13 protein-coding genes are annotated in these 15,460 nt (G+C 63.3%); 3 read left to right on the top strand and 10 right to left on the bottom strand.

The features are described from left to right. Positions 1-146: 146 nt before the first annotated feature. From FAA86_RS14645 to hemN, 5 genes are all read right to left on the bottom strand, one after another. Complete coding sequence (locus tag FAA86_RS14645) at positions 147-1,436, bottom strand: beta-ketoacyl-ACP synthase (RefSeq protein WP_136541718.1); 1,290 nt, start codon at positions 1,434-1,436, stop codon at positions 147-149. Between the two features lie 13 nt (positions 1,437-1,449). Beyond that, complete coding sequence (locus FAA86_RS14640; RefSeq protein WP_136541716.1) at positions 1,450-2,655, bottom strand: beta-ketoacyl-ACP synthase; 1,206 nt, start codon at positions 2,653-2,655, stop codon at positions 1,450-1,452. Positions 2,656-2,758: 103 nt separating this feature from the next. Continuing rightward, positions 2,759-3,232, bottom strand: coding sequence for a 3-hydroxyacyl-ACP dehydratase FabZ family protein (locus FAA86_RS14635; protein WP_113459611.1), 474 nt, complete (start codon positions 3,230-3,232; stop codon positions 2,759-2,761). Positions 3,233-3,258: 26 nt separating this feature from the next. After that, positions 3,259-3,537, bottom strand: a complete 279-nt coding sequence (locus FAA86_RS14630; protein ID WP_003502893.1) for an acyl carrier protein — start codon at positions 3,535-3,537, stop codon at positions 3,259-3,261. A gap of 105 nt (positions 3,538-3,642) precedes the next feature. Next, the gene (gene hemN / locus FAA86_RS14625) at positions 3,643-4,992 is read right to left on the bottom strand and encodes an oxygen-independent coproporphyrinogen III oxidase (protein WP_136541714.1); all 1,350 of its coding nucleotides are present in this window, start codon (positions 4,990-4,992) and stop codon (positions 3,643-3,645) included. Positions 4,993-5,183: 191 nt separating this feature from the next. Between hemN and FAA86_RS14620 the strand changes: the two genes are divergently transcribed. Further along, positions 5,184-5,909, top strand: a complete 726-nt coding sequence (locus FAA86_RS14620; RefSeq protein ID WP_113459609.1) for a Crp/Fnr family transcriptional regulator — start codon at positions 5,184-5,186, stop codon at positions 5,907-5,909. Between the two features lie 52 nt (positions 5,910-5,961). On the opposite strand, the gene cbiB is transcribed toward FAA86_RS14620, so the two are convergent. The 4 genes from cbiB to cobA are packed head-to-tail and all read right to left on the bottom strand — an operon-like array spanning position 5,962 to position 10,096. Then, entirely contained in the window at positions 5,962-6,939 is a 978-nt protein-coding gene (gene cbiB / locus FAA86_RS14615; RefSeq protein ID WP_136541712.1) for an adenosylcobinamide-phosphate synthase CbiB, read from the bottom strand. Between the two features lie 3 nt (positions 6,940-6,942). Further along, on the bottom strand, positions 6,943-7,941 hold the full coding sequence (cobD, locus tag FAA86_RS14610) for a threonine-phosphate decarboxylase CobD (RefSeq protein ID WP_136541710.1): 999 nt from the start codon (positions 7,939-7,941) through the stop codon (positions 6,943-6,945). After that, a complete protein-coding gene (locus tag FAA86_RS14605; protein WP_136541708.1) occupies positions 7,938-9,242 on the bottom strand; it encodes a cobyrinic acid a,c-diamide synthase CobB in 1,305 nt (434 codons plus the stop codon). Before FAA86_RS14605 ends, cobD begins: the two co-directional genes overlap by 4 nt. After that, positions 9,239-10,096, bottom strand: a complete 858-nt coding sequence (gene cobA / locus FAA86_RS14600) for a uroporphyrinogen-III C-methyltransferase (protein WP_113459605.1) — start codon at positions 10,094-10,096, stop codon at positions 9,239-9,241. The genes FAA86_RS14605 and cobA overlap by 4 nt, the downstream gene beginning before the upstream one ends. Positions 10,097-10,203: 107 nt before the next feature. On the opposite strand from cobA, the gene FAA86_RS14595 reads away from it, so the two are divergent. Then, entirely contained in the window at positions 10,204-11,343 is a 1,140-nt protein-coding gene (locus FAA86_RS14595) for a cobalt-precorrin-5B (C(1))-methyltransferase (protein ID WP_136541706.1), read from the top strand. Further along, positions 11,333-12,022, top strand: a complete 690-nt coding sequence (locus tag FAA86_RS14590; RefSeq protein WP_136541704.1) for a cobalt-precorrin-6A reductase — start codon at positions 11,333-11,335, stop codon at positions 12,020-12,022. The genes FAA86_RS14595 and FAA86_RS14590 overlap by 11 nt, the downstream gene beginning before the upstream one ends. 12 nt (positions 12,023-12,034) lie before the next feature. Here FAA86_RS14590 and FAA86_RS14585 read toward each other — a convergent pair whose 3' ends face one another. Beyond that, positions 12,035-15,445, bottom strand: a complete 3,411-nt coding sequence (locus FAA86_RS14585; RefSeq protein WP_136541702.1) for a DUF3971 domain-containing protein — start codon at positions 15,443-15,445, stop codon at positions 12,035-12,037. Positions 15,446-15,460 lie beyond the last annotated feature (15 nt).

Raw genomic sequence — 15,460 nt, 5'->3', positions numbered from 1 at the left:
GGCCAGGTGGCGGATGAGGCGTCGTCACGCTCCCATCGTCATGCCCGGGCATGTCCCGAGCATCTGCCGACCTTCATTGTTTAAGCAGGGTTCGCGGATCCCCGGCCTCAAGCCGAGGATGACGTCCCGAATTGTTGGCGCAGGCCTTAGACCGGTTCCCGCGTCATGACAAGGCTGGCGTTCTGGCCGCCGAAGCCGAAGGAGTTCGAAAGAACCGCCGAAACGGAGGCCTCCCGCTTCGTGTTCGGCACCACGTCCAGCACGATCGACGGATCAGGATTGGTGTAGTTGATCGTCGGCGGCAGCGTGCCCGTCAGCATCGTCTGGATCGAGAACACGGCTTCGACCGCACCGGCAGCCGTCAGCGTGTGGCCGATCATCGACTTGTTCGATGAGCACGGAATGGCGTCCTTCAGACGGTCACCGAAGACCGACAGCATGGCGCCATACTCCATCTTGTCGTTCTCGGGCGTCGAGGTGCCATGGGCATTGATGTAGCCGATGGCCTCTTCCGACAGTCCGGCATCTGCAAGGGCTGCCTTGATGGTCGCAATCGCAGGACCGCCGTCCGGCGAAGAGCGCGTGCGGTGGAAATGGTCGGCCTTTTCGCCGCAGCCCTTGATGATACCGAGCACCTTGGCACCACGGGCAACTGCCGATTCCAGCGATTCCAGCACCAGGGTTGCTGCACCCTCGGCGATCACGAAGCCGTCGCGCTCCTTGCTGAAGGGTTTTGATGCTTTTTCCGGCGGATCATTCTGGGTCGAGAGTGCCGACAGCAGCGAGAAGCGGATGACCGCTTCCGGGCTGATCGAGCCATCGGTTGCAACCGTCAGCGCCCGTTCCGTACGGCCCTGGCGGATCGCCTCGACGCCGAGCTGGATCGCGGTCGCGCCAGACGCGCAGGCCGTCGACAGGGTCACCGGCAGACCACGGGTGCCGAACTTGTCGGACAGACGCTCGGAGATCGAGCCGAACTGCACCGCTTCGAGAAAGACCGGATCCGGCTTTTCGCGCATGGCGGCAAGGAAGCGGTCATAGGCGTCGCCCGGCTGGGTCGAGGCCGGAGCGCGTTCAGCGAGCGCAAAGCGGTCATGCCATTCCGGCTCGACCGGCGGGGCAGCGAGGAAGAGCGGGCCATTGAAGTCGCCATTGATGCCGGCCTGCGCCAGCGCTTCAATGGTCGTCTCGCGCGCCAGCGCATAGGAGCGCTCGACGGCATTGTTGGCGGGAACGGCAACGAAATCGACGGTGCCGCCGATGCGCGTCGACATGCCCTCGGTGTCGAAACGCTTGATGTAATGGATGCCGGATGTGCCCGAAGTGAGCTTCGACCAGTTGTCGGCAAGCCCCTGGCCGAGCGAGGTGATGACGCCCATGCCAGTGACGGCGATGATCGGGCGGCCGAGATGATCCTTGAAACGGCGATCGGTCATGGATCTTTACTCCTCACGCATTGGCCGAGAGCACGGCAAGGCCTTCGCCTCGCACATAGCCGACGGTGGAGATGATGGCATGTTTGGCCGGACCGGACTGAGCCGTTTCATGCGCCGGATCGAAGGCCGGCACGGTGGCGCCGGAATCGATCGCAAGGGCGGCAAGCGCCAGACCCGCGGGGAACTGCGCCTCGACTGAATGACCGATCGAACCGGCGAAGCCACGCACCGGCATGCCGGCGAAACGTTCCGTAAGGAGAGCCTTCTCACGTTGCGTAAGGTCGGCAAGACCCGAGGCGCCCGAAAACACCACGGTGTCCGCAGCCGACAGTTGGTCGGCTTCCGGAACCATGCCACTGAGGCGTGCTTCGAGCTTTCCGTCGTCACGCTGACCGCGGTCACCTTCGACGGCGTCGAGCACGGCATAGATATGCGCGCCACGGGCCTCGGCATGTTCGCGTGATTCAAGCACCAGGAAGGCGCCGACCGTGCCGAGGATCATGCCGCCGCCGGAGGAGCCGTCTCGCGCCCAAAGCGGCTGCCACGGTCCGGTCTGATGGGCACGAATGCCCTCGACGAGCAGCAGGATATCGGGACGCTCCGAAACGAAGGCGCCGCCGACGAGCGTATGCGTCGACTGGCCGGCCTTGATGCGGGCGAAGGCGGTGGCGATCGCCGAGATGCCGGCGGCTTCTTCGCCCATGAAGGTGCGCGAAGAACCGGTCACCTTGTGGACGATCGAGATATTGCCAGCGAGCAGGTTCGAAAGCTGTGCCAGGAAGAGCGTCGGACGCAGTTCGGTCTTCAGCTTCTCGATCAGGAACTTTTCGCGGTCGTTGCGCTGCAGGGCCTCGTCGACGATCAGGCTGTCGACGGCGATATCCCGCTCGCCACCACCGGCCGCAACGATCAGGTCCATGGTGCCGCAGGCATCCGCATCGTCCTTCATGCCTGCATCGTCGAGCGCGAGACCGGCGGCGAAGACGCCGAGACGCTGCCAGTTCTCCATCTGGCGCTGGTCGCCACGCTTGGCGATCTGCTGCGACCAGTCGATCTCAGGCAGCTTGTGCACGACGTAAGGCGCGAATTTTTCGGTCTCCAGGACGGGTTCCGGAGCGGTCGTGGCGGACAGAAGCGCCAGATGGGCGTCCTTGCCGGTGCCGTGGCAGGTGACGATCCCGACGCCGGTGATCACCACATCATTCGGTTGTTTGACCATAAGCAATCCTCTCGCCGGCAGGCTCACCGGCGTAAAATGCGGGTTTTCCCGAATAAGGCCCCAAGGTCAATAGGAGATTGCCTGCCTTGAAGCCGAATGCGTGTCAGCCTTGAGAGGCCATCGCGGCGATCAGGCCGACTTCCTCCGCGCGCTTGCGCACGATTGGCGCCAGCGGTACCTCGGAGAAGGGCATGGTGCGCAGCTTCAGCTGCGCGTCGCAGACCTTTTTGCCGGCGCTCGTGATCTTCGCCTTGGTGACGGCGAAACCCGATCCGTCATGCTCCAGCTCCGCCTCGATATCGAGGACCGCACCGGGCTCGACGAAAGTGCGCATCTTGGCGCCATCGACCGACATCAGGAAGGGCATGGCCTCGAAGTCCTTGACCGCGAGCAAAAGCATGCCGGAGGCCTGCGCCATGGTCTCGATCAGGAGAACGCCGGGCACGAGCGGCATGCCCGGAAAATGGCCCTCGAAGACAGGGCTTTCCATCGGCACGGTCGAGGTGGCCTTCAAACGACCAAGGCCGAGATCCACGCTCTCGACCTTGTCAATCATCTGGAAATATTCAAGCAGCATGACAATGTCCGCTCGTTGGAGACGGATCAGCCCTTTGCGGCGCGAAGCTCGTCGATCTTGGCGCAGAGGTTCTTCAACACGAAGTATTCTTCGGTCGAAACCTTGCCTTCGTTGACTTCCTGCGTCCACTGCTCGAGCGGGATCTTGATGCCGAATTCCTTGTCGATCGCGAAGACGATGTCGAGGAAGTCGAGGCTGTCGATGCCGAGGTCATCAATCGTGTGGCTTTCCGGCGTGATCGTCTCGCGGTCGATTTCGCTGGTCTCAGCAATGATGTCGGCAACTTTGTCGAATGTAGCGGTCACGCCTGTACCTCATATGTCTCAAATTCTGGGTTCCACATAAGGAAAACACCGTCAAATGCCAATGGTGGTTTTTTGCGGCAGCGAAATTTGCGGGGTTAGTGTTGCTTAAACAGCAATCGAATGGCGTCCCTTGCCATTGCCGAGATAGCTGTCGAAGACGGCGGCAATCGTCCGCGCGAAGGGACGGCCGGTCTCCGTGATGACGAAGCGGTCACCCTCGACGAGACAGATCCCGTCCTGGTTCGACTGGGCAAAGGCTCGCGCCTCGAGGACGATCGCCTCGGCGGCATCGCCGAACTCGGCGCGCAGATCGGAAAAGTCGACGGCAAAGCGGCACATGATCTCCTCGATCACCCGACGGCGCAGCCTGTCGTCGGCGCTGACCTCGATGCCGCGGACGGCCGTCAGGCCACCAGTGTCCGCCATGCGCTGGTATTCGCCGGTTGCCGGCATGTTCTGGACATAGCCCTGCGGCAACTGCCCGATCGAGGAGGCGCCGAGCCCGATCAGGGCCTCTGCAGCGTCATCCGTGTAGCCCTGGAAATTGCGCCGCAACCGCCCTTCCCGCGCGGCAATCGCCATCCGATCCGAGGGAAGCGCGAAATGGTCGATGCCGACGGGCTCGTAGCCAGCCTCGATCAGCATCGATGCCGCAAGGTTCATCTGCGCGAAGCGCTCGTCGAGCCCCGGCAGCACCTCTTCCTTGATCATCGTCTGATGCTTCTTCATCCACGGGACATGGGCATAGCCGAAAAGAGCGATGCGATCGGGCGCGAGCGAGAGGATGTCTTTCACCGTTTCCGTGAGTGTCGCCTCGGTCTGGTGCGGCAGGCCATAGAGGATGTCGCAGTTGACGGAATGCACGCCACGCGCCCGCACCGCATCGACGACGGATTTTGTGTGTTCAAACGTCTGGATCCGGTTGATCGCTTTCTGCACCTCAGGGTGGAAGTCCTGAACCCCGAGGCTGGCACGGGTCATGCCGATGGCAGCGAGCGCATCATAACGCGGCTCGTCGAGGTCGTTGGGATCCATCTCCACGCTGATCTCGACGTTATCGGCGAAACTGAAGACGGAGCGCAGCGCCGTCATCAGGCCGACGAGGTCGTCCGGGCGCAGCATGGTGGGAGAACCGCCACCGAAATGCACGGCCGTGACGGCGGCATCTCGCGAGACCAGCGCGCCGACCGAAGCGATCTCTTTCTTCAACGATTCCAGATAGATGGCGATCGGCTCGTATTTCAGCGTGTGCTTGGTATGGCAGGCACAGAACCAGCAAAGGCGATCGCAATAGGGCACATGGATATAGAGAGAGATTCTCTCCTGTCCAGTAATGGCCTTCAGCCACTGCGCATATTTGCCGCAGTCCACGGCCTCGTTGAAGTGTGGCGCCGTCGGATAGCTCGTATACCGTGGAACAGCGCCGGAATACTTGGAAAGTAGAGGATTTTGCATGGATTTGCGCTGCCTTGGATGTGTCGAGCTACGACCAAAGATAGAGCCGTCAGCAGATCCATCCTTTGACTTCGATCAATTTACTGATAGATTTCTCACGTAGAGTTTATTGAAACTCAGCGGCCCGAAACGGGGCACCGACCGGTTACGACGGTTTTTGTCGAGAACCGGTCACACGGGATGGCACGACCATGGACACCTATCGAAAACACTTCCCGGAATGCGAGGCTCCGGCCGTTTGTCGTTCCTGCGAGGCGCGCCATGGTGGCCTGTGTTCGGTCCTGACGGCCTCGCAGTTGACCGAGCTCAACAAGCATTCAATGCGTCGGCGGATCGACTCGGGCAATGAGGTGATCGGCCAGGGCGAACAGGTCGGCAGCTACAGCAATATCCTGAAGGGCGTGATCAAGCTGTCGAAGATGATGGCCGATGGCCGCCAGCAGATCGTCGGCCTACAGTTTGCCCCGGATTTCCTCGGTCGGCCCTTCCTTGGCGAAAGCACGATCACGGCAGAAGCCGCGACCGACACGGAAATCTGCACCTTCCCGCGTAACATTGTCGACCGCATGGTCGGCGAAGTGCCGGATATGGAGCGCAAGCTGCATGCCCAGTCGCTGAAGGAACTCGACGAAGCCCGTGACTGGATGCTGACGCTGGGTCGCAAGACCGCGCAGGAAAAGGTCGCAAGCTTCCTATACCTGATCGCAACCCATATCGACCCGGAAAGCGAAGGCACCCAAACTTTCGACCTCCCACTGTCGCGGGCCGATATCGCCGACTTCCTTGGATTGACGATCGAGACCGTCAGCCGCCAGATGACGAAGCTGCGCAAGGACGGCATCATCGTCATCGAGAACAATCGGCACGTCATCGTGCCGAAGCTCGACCGCCTGCGAGACGCAGCCGGCGTCGATTGATCGGACAATCCCGATTTTACAAGGGACCTCCGCATGCCCTTGCGGCATGCGATCAGAAAATGCGCACCATCAACCAGGCAAGCGCGACGGATGAGGCCATGACGCTGCAGGCCGTGTAGAAGACGCGGATGCCGGACAGGATATCCTGCGGGCCAGCATCAGCCCGGCCGGCCGCATGCATCATCGGCTCGCTGACCCTGATCCCGCCATAGACGCGCGGGCCTGCAAGTTGCAGATCGAGCGCTCCCGCCATGGCCGCCTCCGGCCAGCCGGAATTCGGCGAGCGATGCAAGCCGCTGTCGCGCAAGGCCGCAGAGAGCGAACGGCGCCCTGCCCCCGCCCCAAGCCGGAGTAAGGCTGCCACGGCGATGAAGCCGGCGGACAGCCGCGCGGCGGGCCAGTTTGCGAGATCATCAAGGCGGGCAGACGCCCAGCCGAATTGCAGGAAGCGTTCGTTCTTGTGCCCGATCATGGAATCGGCGGTGTTCAGCATCTTGTAGGCCAGGATGCCGGGAAGACCCGCAATCAGATACCAGAAGACGGGCGCGACGACGCCGTCGGCGAAATTCTCCGACAGGCTCTCGATGGCAGCGCGCGACACGCCCGCCTCATCGAGCGTCTTCGGATCGCGTCCGACGATCATGGCAACCGCCTGCCGCCCTCCCTCGAGACCATTGCGCAAGAGACCATCGCCAACCGCCTGCACATGATCGCCGAGGCTCTTCTGCGCGAGGAAAACCGCAACGACGATGATCTCCAGAATAAGCCCCAGAAATCCCAGGTGATGGAAGATCATGGAAAGCAGCATGCCGACGAGTATCGTCAGCGCAAGCAGTGCGAGGATGGTGAAGACACCATTCAGCCGGCGACCTTCCGGGGTGAAAGCCCCGGTATTCAGCCGCTTCTCGAAGAGATCGATGCCCTTGCCGAAGATCACGACCGGATGCGGAACGCGCTGCCAGAGCCAGGGCGGGTCCCCTACGATGCGGTCGAGCCCGATCGCGGCAAGAAGGATGAGGAGATGGCTCATGCCTCAGGGTCTCCGAAACGATGCGAGTGCATCCAGCAACCGCTTGTCCGACGCCTCATCCGGAGCAAGGCCGAAACGCAGCCAGTCCGGGCGATAGTCGAACTTGCGCGTCAGAATGTGGTGCTTGCAGAGGTGCTGGTGCACGTCGCCGGCCTGCGCATCCTCGACCAGTTGGAAAAGGTCGGTACCGCCGCGAATTGTCAGGCCTGCCGTTGCAAGAACATCGCGCAGGGCGCGGGCGCGTTGTCTGATGCGGTCGGCGATGATGTCGGTATCCGAGGTCATCAGTTGCTCGGCGAGGATCAGCGCGGGGCCGGAGACGGCCCAGGGCCCGAGCCAATCGGAAAACCGCGCAGCGATCGGCTCATCGGCGATCACAAAACCCAGCCGCACACCGGCAAGGCCGAAGAACTTGCCGAACGAGCGGAAGACAATGAGGTTCGGGCTGACGTCGCCGGCGAGGCTCTGATCGGGCTGCATGTCCCCGAAGGCTTCGTCGACCACGAGCACCCCATTCCGCCGCGCAAGCGTCTCGGCGAGCCGGCGCAATCTCTCCCGGCCGTGGAGCCGGCCATCCGGATTGTTCGGGTTCACGACCACGACGAGACAATGTTCGGCGGTCACGTGCTCGAGATCATCGACCATGTCGACGGCAAGCCCCGCCACGGTGAAAGCACGGACATATTCGCCATAGGTCGGAGAAACGACGGCGACCCGCGCGCCTGCGGGAACAAGGCGCGGCAGCAGCTGGATGACGGACTGTGTGCCCGGTACGGGCAGAGGCAGGTGCTCGCCCGAACGATAGTACAGCCGGGCAGCCTCCCGCGCAGCCAGTTCACGCTCCAGGTCGGGAAGTCTGTGCCAGGCGCGCATCGGGATCGCGGGCAGATCGGGCGGGCAAGGATTGATGCCGGTGGAGAGGTCCAGCCAGTCCTCGATCCGGCCGCCATGAAACGCCGCCGCTGCCGCAAGCCCGCCGCCATGCTGGATCGGTGCGCTCATCGGCTCTCTCCGGCGATGTCGATCAGATGCATGTAAGACCCGGCGATCGAACCACGGCGCAGACCGACAGAGCCCAGCGGCTCACCGAGCGCATCCTCGGCGGCGAAGAGACGGTCGACTGAACCCTCGGAGACGACGCTCGAGTAGTGGAACTCATGCGCGGTGAAGGCACCGGCAAAGAGATCCGGCGCCAGTGATGTCAGACGCCGATAGCCGAGATGGCGCTTGCGGGCGGCGTAGCTGGTGACGAGTGGCAGCAGGCCGAGCATCCCGTGCCGCGCACCACTGGCATCGATCAGGCCTTCGCCCAGCACCATATAGCCCCCGCACTCGCCATAGATCGTGACGCCACGCTCGGCCGCTGCGAGCATGCCAGCATGGAAATCTGCCGCAGCTGCCAGCCTACCCGCATGCAGCTCCGGGTAACCGCCCGGCAGATAGACGGCATCGGCGTCAGCGTGTGGGGCCTCGTCGGCCAGCGGCGAGAAGAAGGATATCTCAGCCCCCTGCGCCCGCCAGCTTTCGATGAGGTGCGGATAGGAAAAGGCAAAGGCGATGTCACGGGCCACTGCAATCCGCTGCCCGAGCGGCAAGAGGCCGGCAACCGCTGCTGAGGGAGAAGCCGCGGCGCTCTGGCCCGCAAGCTGAATCAGCGTGTCGAGATCGATGCCCTTCTCGACGGCATCGGCTGCGTGCTCGATGAATACCTCCAACGCGCCATGCTCGCCCGCCTGAACAAGCCCAAGATGACGCTCTGGCAGTGCGAGCGCGGGATCGCTTCGGAGACAACCGAGAACGGCTATCTCCGTCTGAGCCATCGCAGACCGCAGCATCGTCTCGTGCCGATCGCTGCCCACCCGGTTGAGGATCACGCCGGCGACACGCACATCAGGACGAAACCGCGCAAAACCGGTGACGAGAGCCGCGACGGACTGGGACGTGCGCGCGCAGTCGACGACGAGCACGACCGGCAGCGACAACAGAGCCGCCAGATCCGCGGCACTGCCGCCGCCGTCGGCCGCACCGTCGAACAGGCCCATCATCGCTTCGATGATCATTGTACCGTTTATCGAGCAGCGCTCGGCCTGGGACCTGAGAAAATTTGGCCGCATGGCCCAGGGGTCGAAGTTGAAGCAGGAGGCGCCACTGGCGGCTGCGTGAAAGGCCGGGTCGATATAATCGGGTCCGGCCTTGCCTGGCGCCACCGCAACACCCCGTCGCCGCAGCGCACGCATCAGGCCGAGCGTCACCACCGTCTTGCCCGACCCGGAAGCCGGCGCGGCGATCATCAAACCGCTCATGCCGTGTCTTTCCGCTCCACCGCAAAGGGATCCGGCAGCAGCTTGCGTCCCGACAAGGCGCCGAGCCAGTCCAGCGAGGGCCTCAGACGCACGACTTCGCCGATGACGACGATTGCCGGAGGTTCGATGCCGGCTGCCAGCATGTCGGCCTCGGCACGGCCGAGCGTGGTTTCGAGCACTGTCTGCTCCGGCGTGGCGGCATTGCAGACGAAGGCAACCGCCTCTTCGGCACGCCGGCCGGCCGCCATCAGGTTGGCGGCAATCTGCCCCATATGTTTCATCGCCATATACATGACGATAACAGGGGAGCCGCGACCGATCGCATGCCAGTCGATCCGATCCGGCACGACCCCGGAGGAATCATGTCCGGTGAGGAAGGTGACCGCGTGGTTGACCTCACGATGGGTCACCGGGATCCCGGCATAGGCCAAGCCGCCGATGCCGGCGGTAATGCCGGGCACGATGCGGAAGGGCACATTGTGTTCGATCAGCGTCAGCGCCTCTTCGCCGCCACGTCCGAAGACGAAGGGATCGCCACCCTTGAGGCGCAGGACCCGATGGCCGGCCTTGGCAAGCTCGACCAGCCGAAGCGAAATGTCACGTTGCTTGGCGGAGGGTTTGCCACCCCGCTTGCCGGCATATTCGAGCACGGCACCGGTCCGGGCGAGCTTGAGGCAGTCTTCGTTGACGAGCGCGTCATGCACGATGACATCGGCTTCCGACAGGCCCTTGGCTGCCAGCAGCGTCAAAAGGCCGGGATCCCCGGGGCCGGCACCGGCCAGCCACACATGGCCGGGCTGGATTGCCGGCAGGCTCGTGGGCAGGGCTAGACGCGTCGTGTCACTCATGCTCATGGTCTAGGCCCCGTGCGGCAAAATTGCAATTCCGAGATGCGGCTTTCCGTATGCTGGCAAGCGTCATCCGCCTTTCGCCCGGCAGCCGCCTCGCCTATAAGCGAGCCATGAGCGACGCCAAGCGACCGGACGCGAAAGATGCTGTGGAGACCCAGCGGCTGGAGAAGCCGGAGGGCGCTGCCTTGCTGCGCAATGGCTGGACCACGGGTGCCTGTGCGACCGCGGCAACCAAGGCGGCCTTTACGGCTCTTCTCACCGGAAAGTTCCCGGATCCGGTCTCCATCACCCTGCCGAAAGGCGAAACGCCGGCCTTCGCGCTTGCCCGAGAAGGCTTCGACGGTGAGAGCGCCTATGCTGGCATCGTGAAGGATGCGGGGGATGATCCGGATGTGACCCATGGCGCCACCGTAATCGCGTCGGTCAAACGCCTGCCTCCCGGAAGCGGCATCCGCTTTGTGGCCGGCGACGGTGTCGGCACGGTCACCAAGGCCGGCCTGCCGATCGCCGTGGGTGAGGCCGCGATCAATCCCGTACCCCGGGCGATGATGACAGCCGAAATCGAGGCACTTGCGCAAGAACATCGGGTGTCGCCGGACGTGGAGATCAGAATTTCCGTGCCCGGCGGAGAGACGATCGCCCAGAGCACCTGGAACCCGCGGCTCGGCATACTGGGCGGCATTTCCATTCTCGGCACCACGGGCGTGGTGCATCCCTTCTCCTGCGCGGCCTGGATCCATTCGATCCACCGGGGCATCGACGTGGCGCGGGCCGAGGGGCTGACCCATCTGCTCGGGGCCACCGGCTCGACATCCGAAAAGGCGGCGCAAAACTTTCACCGCCTGCCTGATGGCGCCTTGATCGACATGGGGGACTTTGCCGGAGGGCTCCTCAAATATCTGCGCAGTCATCCCGTTCCCCGTCTGACGATCGCTGGCGGCTTTGCCAAGATGTCCAAACTCGCCCAGGGCGCGCTTGATCTCCATTCCTCCCGCAGCCAGGTCGACAACGGGTTCTACTTGTCCCTCCCCTGCGCGGCATCGCTTCGAGAGCACGAGCGGGGTGCTGTGGAAAGCGCGAACACGGCGATGGAGGCGCTCGAGATCATGACGGCCGCCGGCATCGACATTGCAAAGGCTGTGGCTGAGACGGCCAAAAAGACAGCTGAAGGCGTCCTGCGGGACAGCGGCGTCAGCGTCGATATCCTCGTCACCGACCGCAAGGGCACGATCATCGCCCATGCAAAGTGATCGTCCGGCACAGCAAAAAATCCTGATCCTCGGTGGCACGGTCGAGGCACGTGAGCTCGCCGAAACCCTGGTCAGAGAAGGCCACGATGTGACGACGTCGCTTGCCGGCCGGACAATCGATCCGGTGCAGCCGGAAGGTTCGGTACGGATCGGTGGCTTCGGCGGAGCGGAAGGCCTCGCCACCTATCTCCGGGAAGAAGGCTTCGACAGACTGATCGACGCCACGCATCCCTTCGCCAGACGCATCAGCGAAAACGCCATCAAGGCATCCGCCTTATCAGGCATTCCGCTCGAGCAACGGCTGAGACCCCGCTGGCAGAAGCAACCCGGCGACCGATGGAAGGCGGTGGCAACACTCGACGCGGCGGCCGAAGCCTTGCCACCGGGTGCTACGGTCTTTCTCGCGCTCGGGCGTCAGTATCTCGACGCCTTTAGCGCGCGCCACGATTGCCGCTTCGTCATCAGGATGGTCGATCCGCCAGAGACGCCCCTCGCTTTCTCGGATCACGTGCTTGTCTTGGGCAAGCCCGCCAGCGATCCGGATCGCGAGGCCGATCTCTTCAGCGCCCATGGGATCACCCATCTCGTCTGCCGCAATTCCGGTGGCCCCGGCGGCTATGCCAAGATTATCGCGGCGCGGCGCCTGGCACTGCCGGTCATCATGCTGGAGCGCGAATAGAACCGCTGACGCTCAGCGGAATTCGAAGATCTGGCGGAAAACGCCGGGCGCGATGATCGACAGCGGATTGATCGCCAGATTGGGCTTCGTCGTAGCACCGGTGAGCTTGAAGGTGATGCCGAGCAGGCCGCGATCCCGGCCGTTTCCGAGGATTGCTCCGATGACCGGCAACTCACCGAACAGACGGTTCAGGCCATAGGCCGGCATGAAGGTGCCGGTGAGGTCGATGCGTCCGGACCTGTCGCGCACGATCCCCTGGAAGGTCGCACCGATCTGCTCGCCGCGCACGATCCCGTTCTCGACGCTCAAGGTCCCGTCAACAAGGGCAAGTCGCGCAAAGGCGCGCTGGAAGCGGGCCGAGCTGACATCGATATCCCTGCGGACGGCGGTGTTGAGACTGCGCCCATCGGCACCGGTCGGCGTCGAAACGATGGTCTGCAGGCGCTCTTCGTTCTCGACCTGGAAATTGCGCAGGTCGAGACTGCCGCTCCAGGAACCCTCGCGTGTTTCCGTCAGCCTCAGATTGGCAAGACCACCGCCGAGACGCTTGTAGGTATCGAGGAAACGCAGCAGGGCGCCGGCGTCACTCGTCGTCACCGACAGTTCGCGCAGGTCGTTCGGCTGGCGGAGCTTGGCAACCACGGCCTGGCCGCTGCGGGTCACGCCGGAAAAGTCGACGGCACTCACCCGGCCCCTGGACGCGCCGTAGAGAATAGACACGCCCGACAGATCCTCGCCACCGAAGCCGAGCACGCGGTCGAACCGCCCCTCGATCCTGAGAGACGTCCGCGACTTGGCCGCTTCACCGCCCCCGGCCGGGCCGTGCAAGGTGTTGAGCACCGAACGCGCGTCGAAAGCGCGGCCATTCGCAACGACCGAATAGACACCCTTGGACAGTCGAACCGTGAGCGCAACCTCATCTTCCGGCGACAGGCGCACGCGTGAGAGATCGGCAGCCACGAGCCCCGAATCGTCAGCGGAAATCTTGCCGCTGGCACCGAAGCCGTCACCGGCGAGCTCGAACTTCTCGATCAGCGACAGATCACCACTCTTCGACAGTTCAAATTTCGCTGTCGCACCGATGCCTTGGCCCTTGGCCCAGCCCACCCACGGGATGGTGAGGGTCGCCGAGCGCAAATCGACGGACACCGACTGGCGTGTCTCGTCCAGGCGCCGCAACTCGACCTTCAGCGGGCCATTGATGATCTCGTCAAGTCCGGGCACCAGCTTTTCGCGCATGGCGTTGTCGAGCGTCGCGGTCACCACCCGTTCGCGGTTGACCTCTCCTTCACCCTTGCGGATCGGTTCGGTGAGTTCGATCTCCATCGGCACATCGTCGATGCGGGCCTCGGCATCGAGCCTGGCGCTTGCCATGTCGACGGAGAGCTTGCCCGAGACATCGGCGATCTGGCGTCCGTCGAAGGGCTTCGATATGTCGACGTCCTCAAGATCGACCTCCGCATTCCAGACGGGGTCGGGCGGCCCCTGATCGGGCACGAGCCCGAGGCGGATCTTGGCCTGACCGCGCACCTGGCCGGAAAAGTCGTCGGGCTTGAAGTCGACGACCCTCAGCGCCTCGATCGGCTTGAACGAGACGAGTTCGGCAACGGCATCGGCCGCACCACTGACATCAAGGTCGAGATCGGCCATCAGCGGCTTTTCGTAGGCGTCCTGCAGAACAAGCCGGCCGCGCTCCAGCTTGACCATCCGGCCGGACGGGAAGAAAGACCCGGCCGAGCGGATATCGACATCCACCCGCTCGCCCACCATGTCGAACCGGCCATAGAGATCGCGCAACGGCGGCAATTCACCTGTCAGGTTCAGGCGCGCATCTTCGAGATCGAAGCCGATCTTCAACTCATCCGCATTGAGGCGCACGGGCTTCGGGTCGATCGAGAGACGGTTCTGCGGGATGAAGACATCGATCGTGCCGCTCGGAATGACGCCGCCATAGAGGTTTTCGAGCACCCATTGCCGCGGCTTTGATGCGATCCAATAGGGCCACAGCTGCTTGACTACGGTTGTGCGCATGTTCTGCACGCCGGCTTTAAACCGGATCTCCGGACCGGTGCCACCAAAGCGCACCTGCAACTTGCCGGCCATGTTGCCGCTCGGCGTCGAGACATCGAGCGTGTCGAGCTGCAGCATGTTTTCGGCAACGAGATAACGGCCATAGCCTTTCATGAAGAAGGGAAAGGGCGTCTCTCCGGCTGCCGGCACATTGGCCTTGCCGTCGTTGACCACGAGATCGATGCCGAAGCCCTTGCCGAAATTTGGCCCTTCCGGAAGCCGGTCGAGATCGATGATGCCACCGGACAGCGGGAAGACGGTTTCGCTAAACCGCGCCACCGAATCGGCAAGCTCGATCGTGTCCTTGGCAAAGTCATAGGAGAACTTCAGTCTGGCATCGGTGAGGTCCTGCCGCTGGCCGTCGGAGTAGAAGCCACCGTTCTGCATGTTGATGCCGAGCGAAATGGCAGCTGCCTGGCTGCCATCGGCGCGCCGCGCATTGAGAAGGAGTTCCGCCGAGCCTTCGATCCCCTGGCGCGCTTCGCCCGTGCTCGAGCGGCGCAGGAGGAAGGGCGTGACCCGGATATCGGCAACCCGCATCGTCAGCGTCTCGGCACGGCCACCGACATTGGTGGTGAGCGCCGTGAGCTCTGTCTGCTGCCCGTTGACGGAAACCGCGCCGAAGATCGAAAGGGAATCGTCATCACCGCGCTCCAGCACGACATCGTCGATGGCGATCGTCAGCGGTCTTCCGCTTGCGCTGGTGGAGGCGATCTCCAACCCCGCCAGCCGCATCCGATCGAGGCCGCCCCGGGCAATGAAGCCCTGCAGCCGGTCGAGCTCTGCAAAAGCATCCGTCAGTCGCGCCGGCACCTGATCGACGCGCCAGTTGGTGAGATCGATCGGCTTGCCCTTGGGCAGCACGGTCGCGTCGAGATTGATGCCTTCGCTGACCACTTCGCGTATCGAGAAGCGACCACCGAACAGCGCCAGCGGTTCGACGATGAAGCGAACGGAATTTGTCAGCGCCACCCGCTGACCGCCAGCCTGCTCATGCAGCGTGACGTCCCGCGCCTCGACGGTCAGTTCCAGATTGTTGGAGAACCGGACCTCGGTGCCGCCGATTTCGGCGGAGAATTTCGGACCGAGCGCATTGTTGAGAACCGTTTGCGCCCGCTGGGCGAGTGCCGCATCGAGTGTGCCGCTCTCGACGACCGCGTAGACGGCAAAAAACACGATGAGCCAGAGCCCGGCAAAGCCCGCAAGAACCCGCGAAAATCGACGGAGCAAGGACCGCTTCGGCGGCGGACAATGCACGATCAAGGGATCCTCGGCCTGGGCAGACGGAAGAGCATGCAAGGGTACGATGTCCCGCTTGCGAAACCGTAGCTTTTCGCCCCGGATCTCCGACATGTCCTGGTGATTGTC

The sequence above is a fragment of the Rhizobium rosettiformans W3 genome (assembly GCF_004912135.1).
Lineage (GTDB): Bacteria > Pseudomonadota > Alphaproteobacteria > Rhizobiales > Rhizobiaceae > Allorhizobium > Allorhizobium rosettiformans.
This window is presented reverse-complemented; position numbering and strand designations above follow the sequence as displayed.

What these genes read in the sequence shown, in the direction of transcription:
- FAA86_RS14645 (WP_136541718.1), bottom strand. Translation starts at nt 1,436, where the DNA reads ATGACCGATCGCCGTTTCAAGGATCATCTCGGCCGCCCGATCATCGCC.
- FAA86_RS14620 (WP_113459609.1), top strand. Translation starts at nt 5,184, where the DNA reads ATGGACACCTATCGAAAACACTTCCCGGAATGCGAGGCTCCGGCCGTT.
- FAA86_RS14635 (WP_113459611.1), bottom strand. Translation starts at nt 3,232, where the DNA reads ATGCTGCTTGAATATTTCCAGATGATTGACAAGGTCGAGAGCGTGGAT.
- FAA86_RS14595 (WP_136541706.1), top strand. Translation starts at nt 10,204, where the DNA reads ATGAGCGACGCCAAGCGACCGGACGCGAAAGATGCTGTGGAGACCCAG.
- FAA86_RS14640 (WP_136541716.1), bottom strand. Translation starts at nt 2,655, where the DNA reads ATGGTCAAACAACCGAATGATGTGGTGATCACCGGCGTCGGGATCGTC.
- FAA86_RS14585 (WP_136541702.1), bottom strand. Translation starts at nt 15,445, where the DNA reads ATGTCGGAGATCCGGGGCGAAAAGCTACGGTTTCGCAAGCGGGACATC.
- FAA86_RS14605 (WP_136541708.1), bottom strand. Translation starts at nt 9,242, where the DNA reads ATGAGCGGTTTGATGATCGCCGCGCCGGCTTCCGGGTCGGGCAAGACG.
- FAA86_RS14590 (WP_136541704.1), top strand. Translation starts at nt 11,333, where the DNA reads ATGCAAAGTGATCGTCCGGCACAGCAAAAAATCCTGATCCTCGGTGGC.
- cobD (WP_136541710.1), bottom strand. Translation starts at nt 7,941, where the DNA reads ATGAGCGCACCGATCCAGCATGGCGGCGGGCTTGCGGCAGCGGCGGCG.
- hemN (WP_136541714.1), bottom strand. Translation starts at nt 4,992, where the DNA reads ATGCAAAATCCTCTACTTTCCAAGTATTCCGGCGCTGTTCCACGGTAT.
- cobA (WP_113459605.1), bottom strand. Translation starts at nt 10,096, where the DNA reads ATGAGCATGAGTGACACGACGCGTCTAGCCCTGCCCACGAGCCTGCCG.
- cbiB (WP_136541712.1), bottom strand. Translation starts at nt 6,939, where the DNA reads ATGAGCCATCTCCTCATCCTTCTTGCCGCGATCGGGCTCGACCGCATC.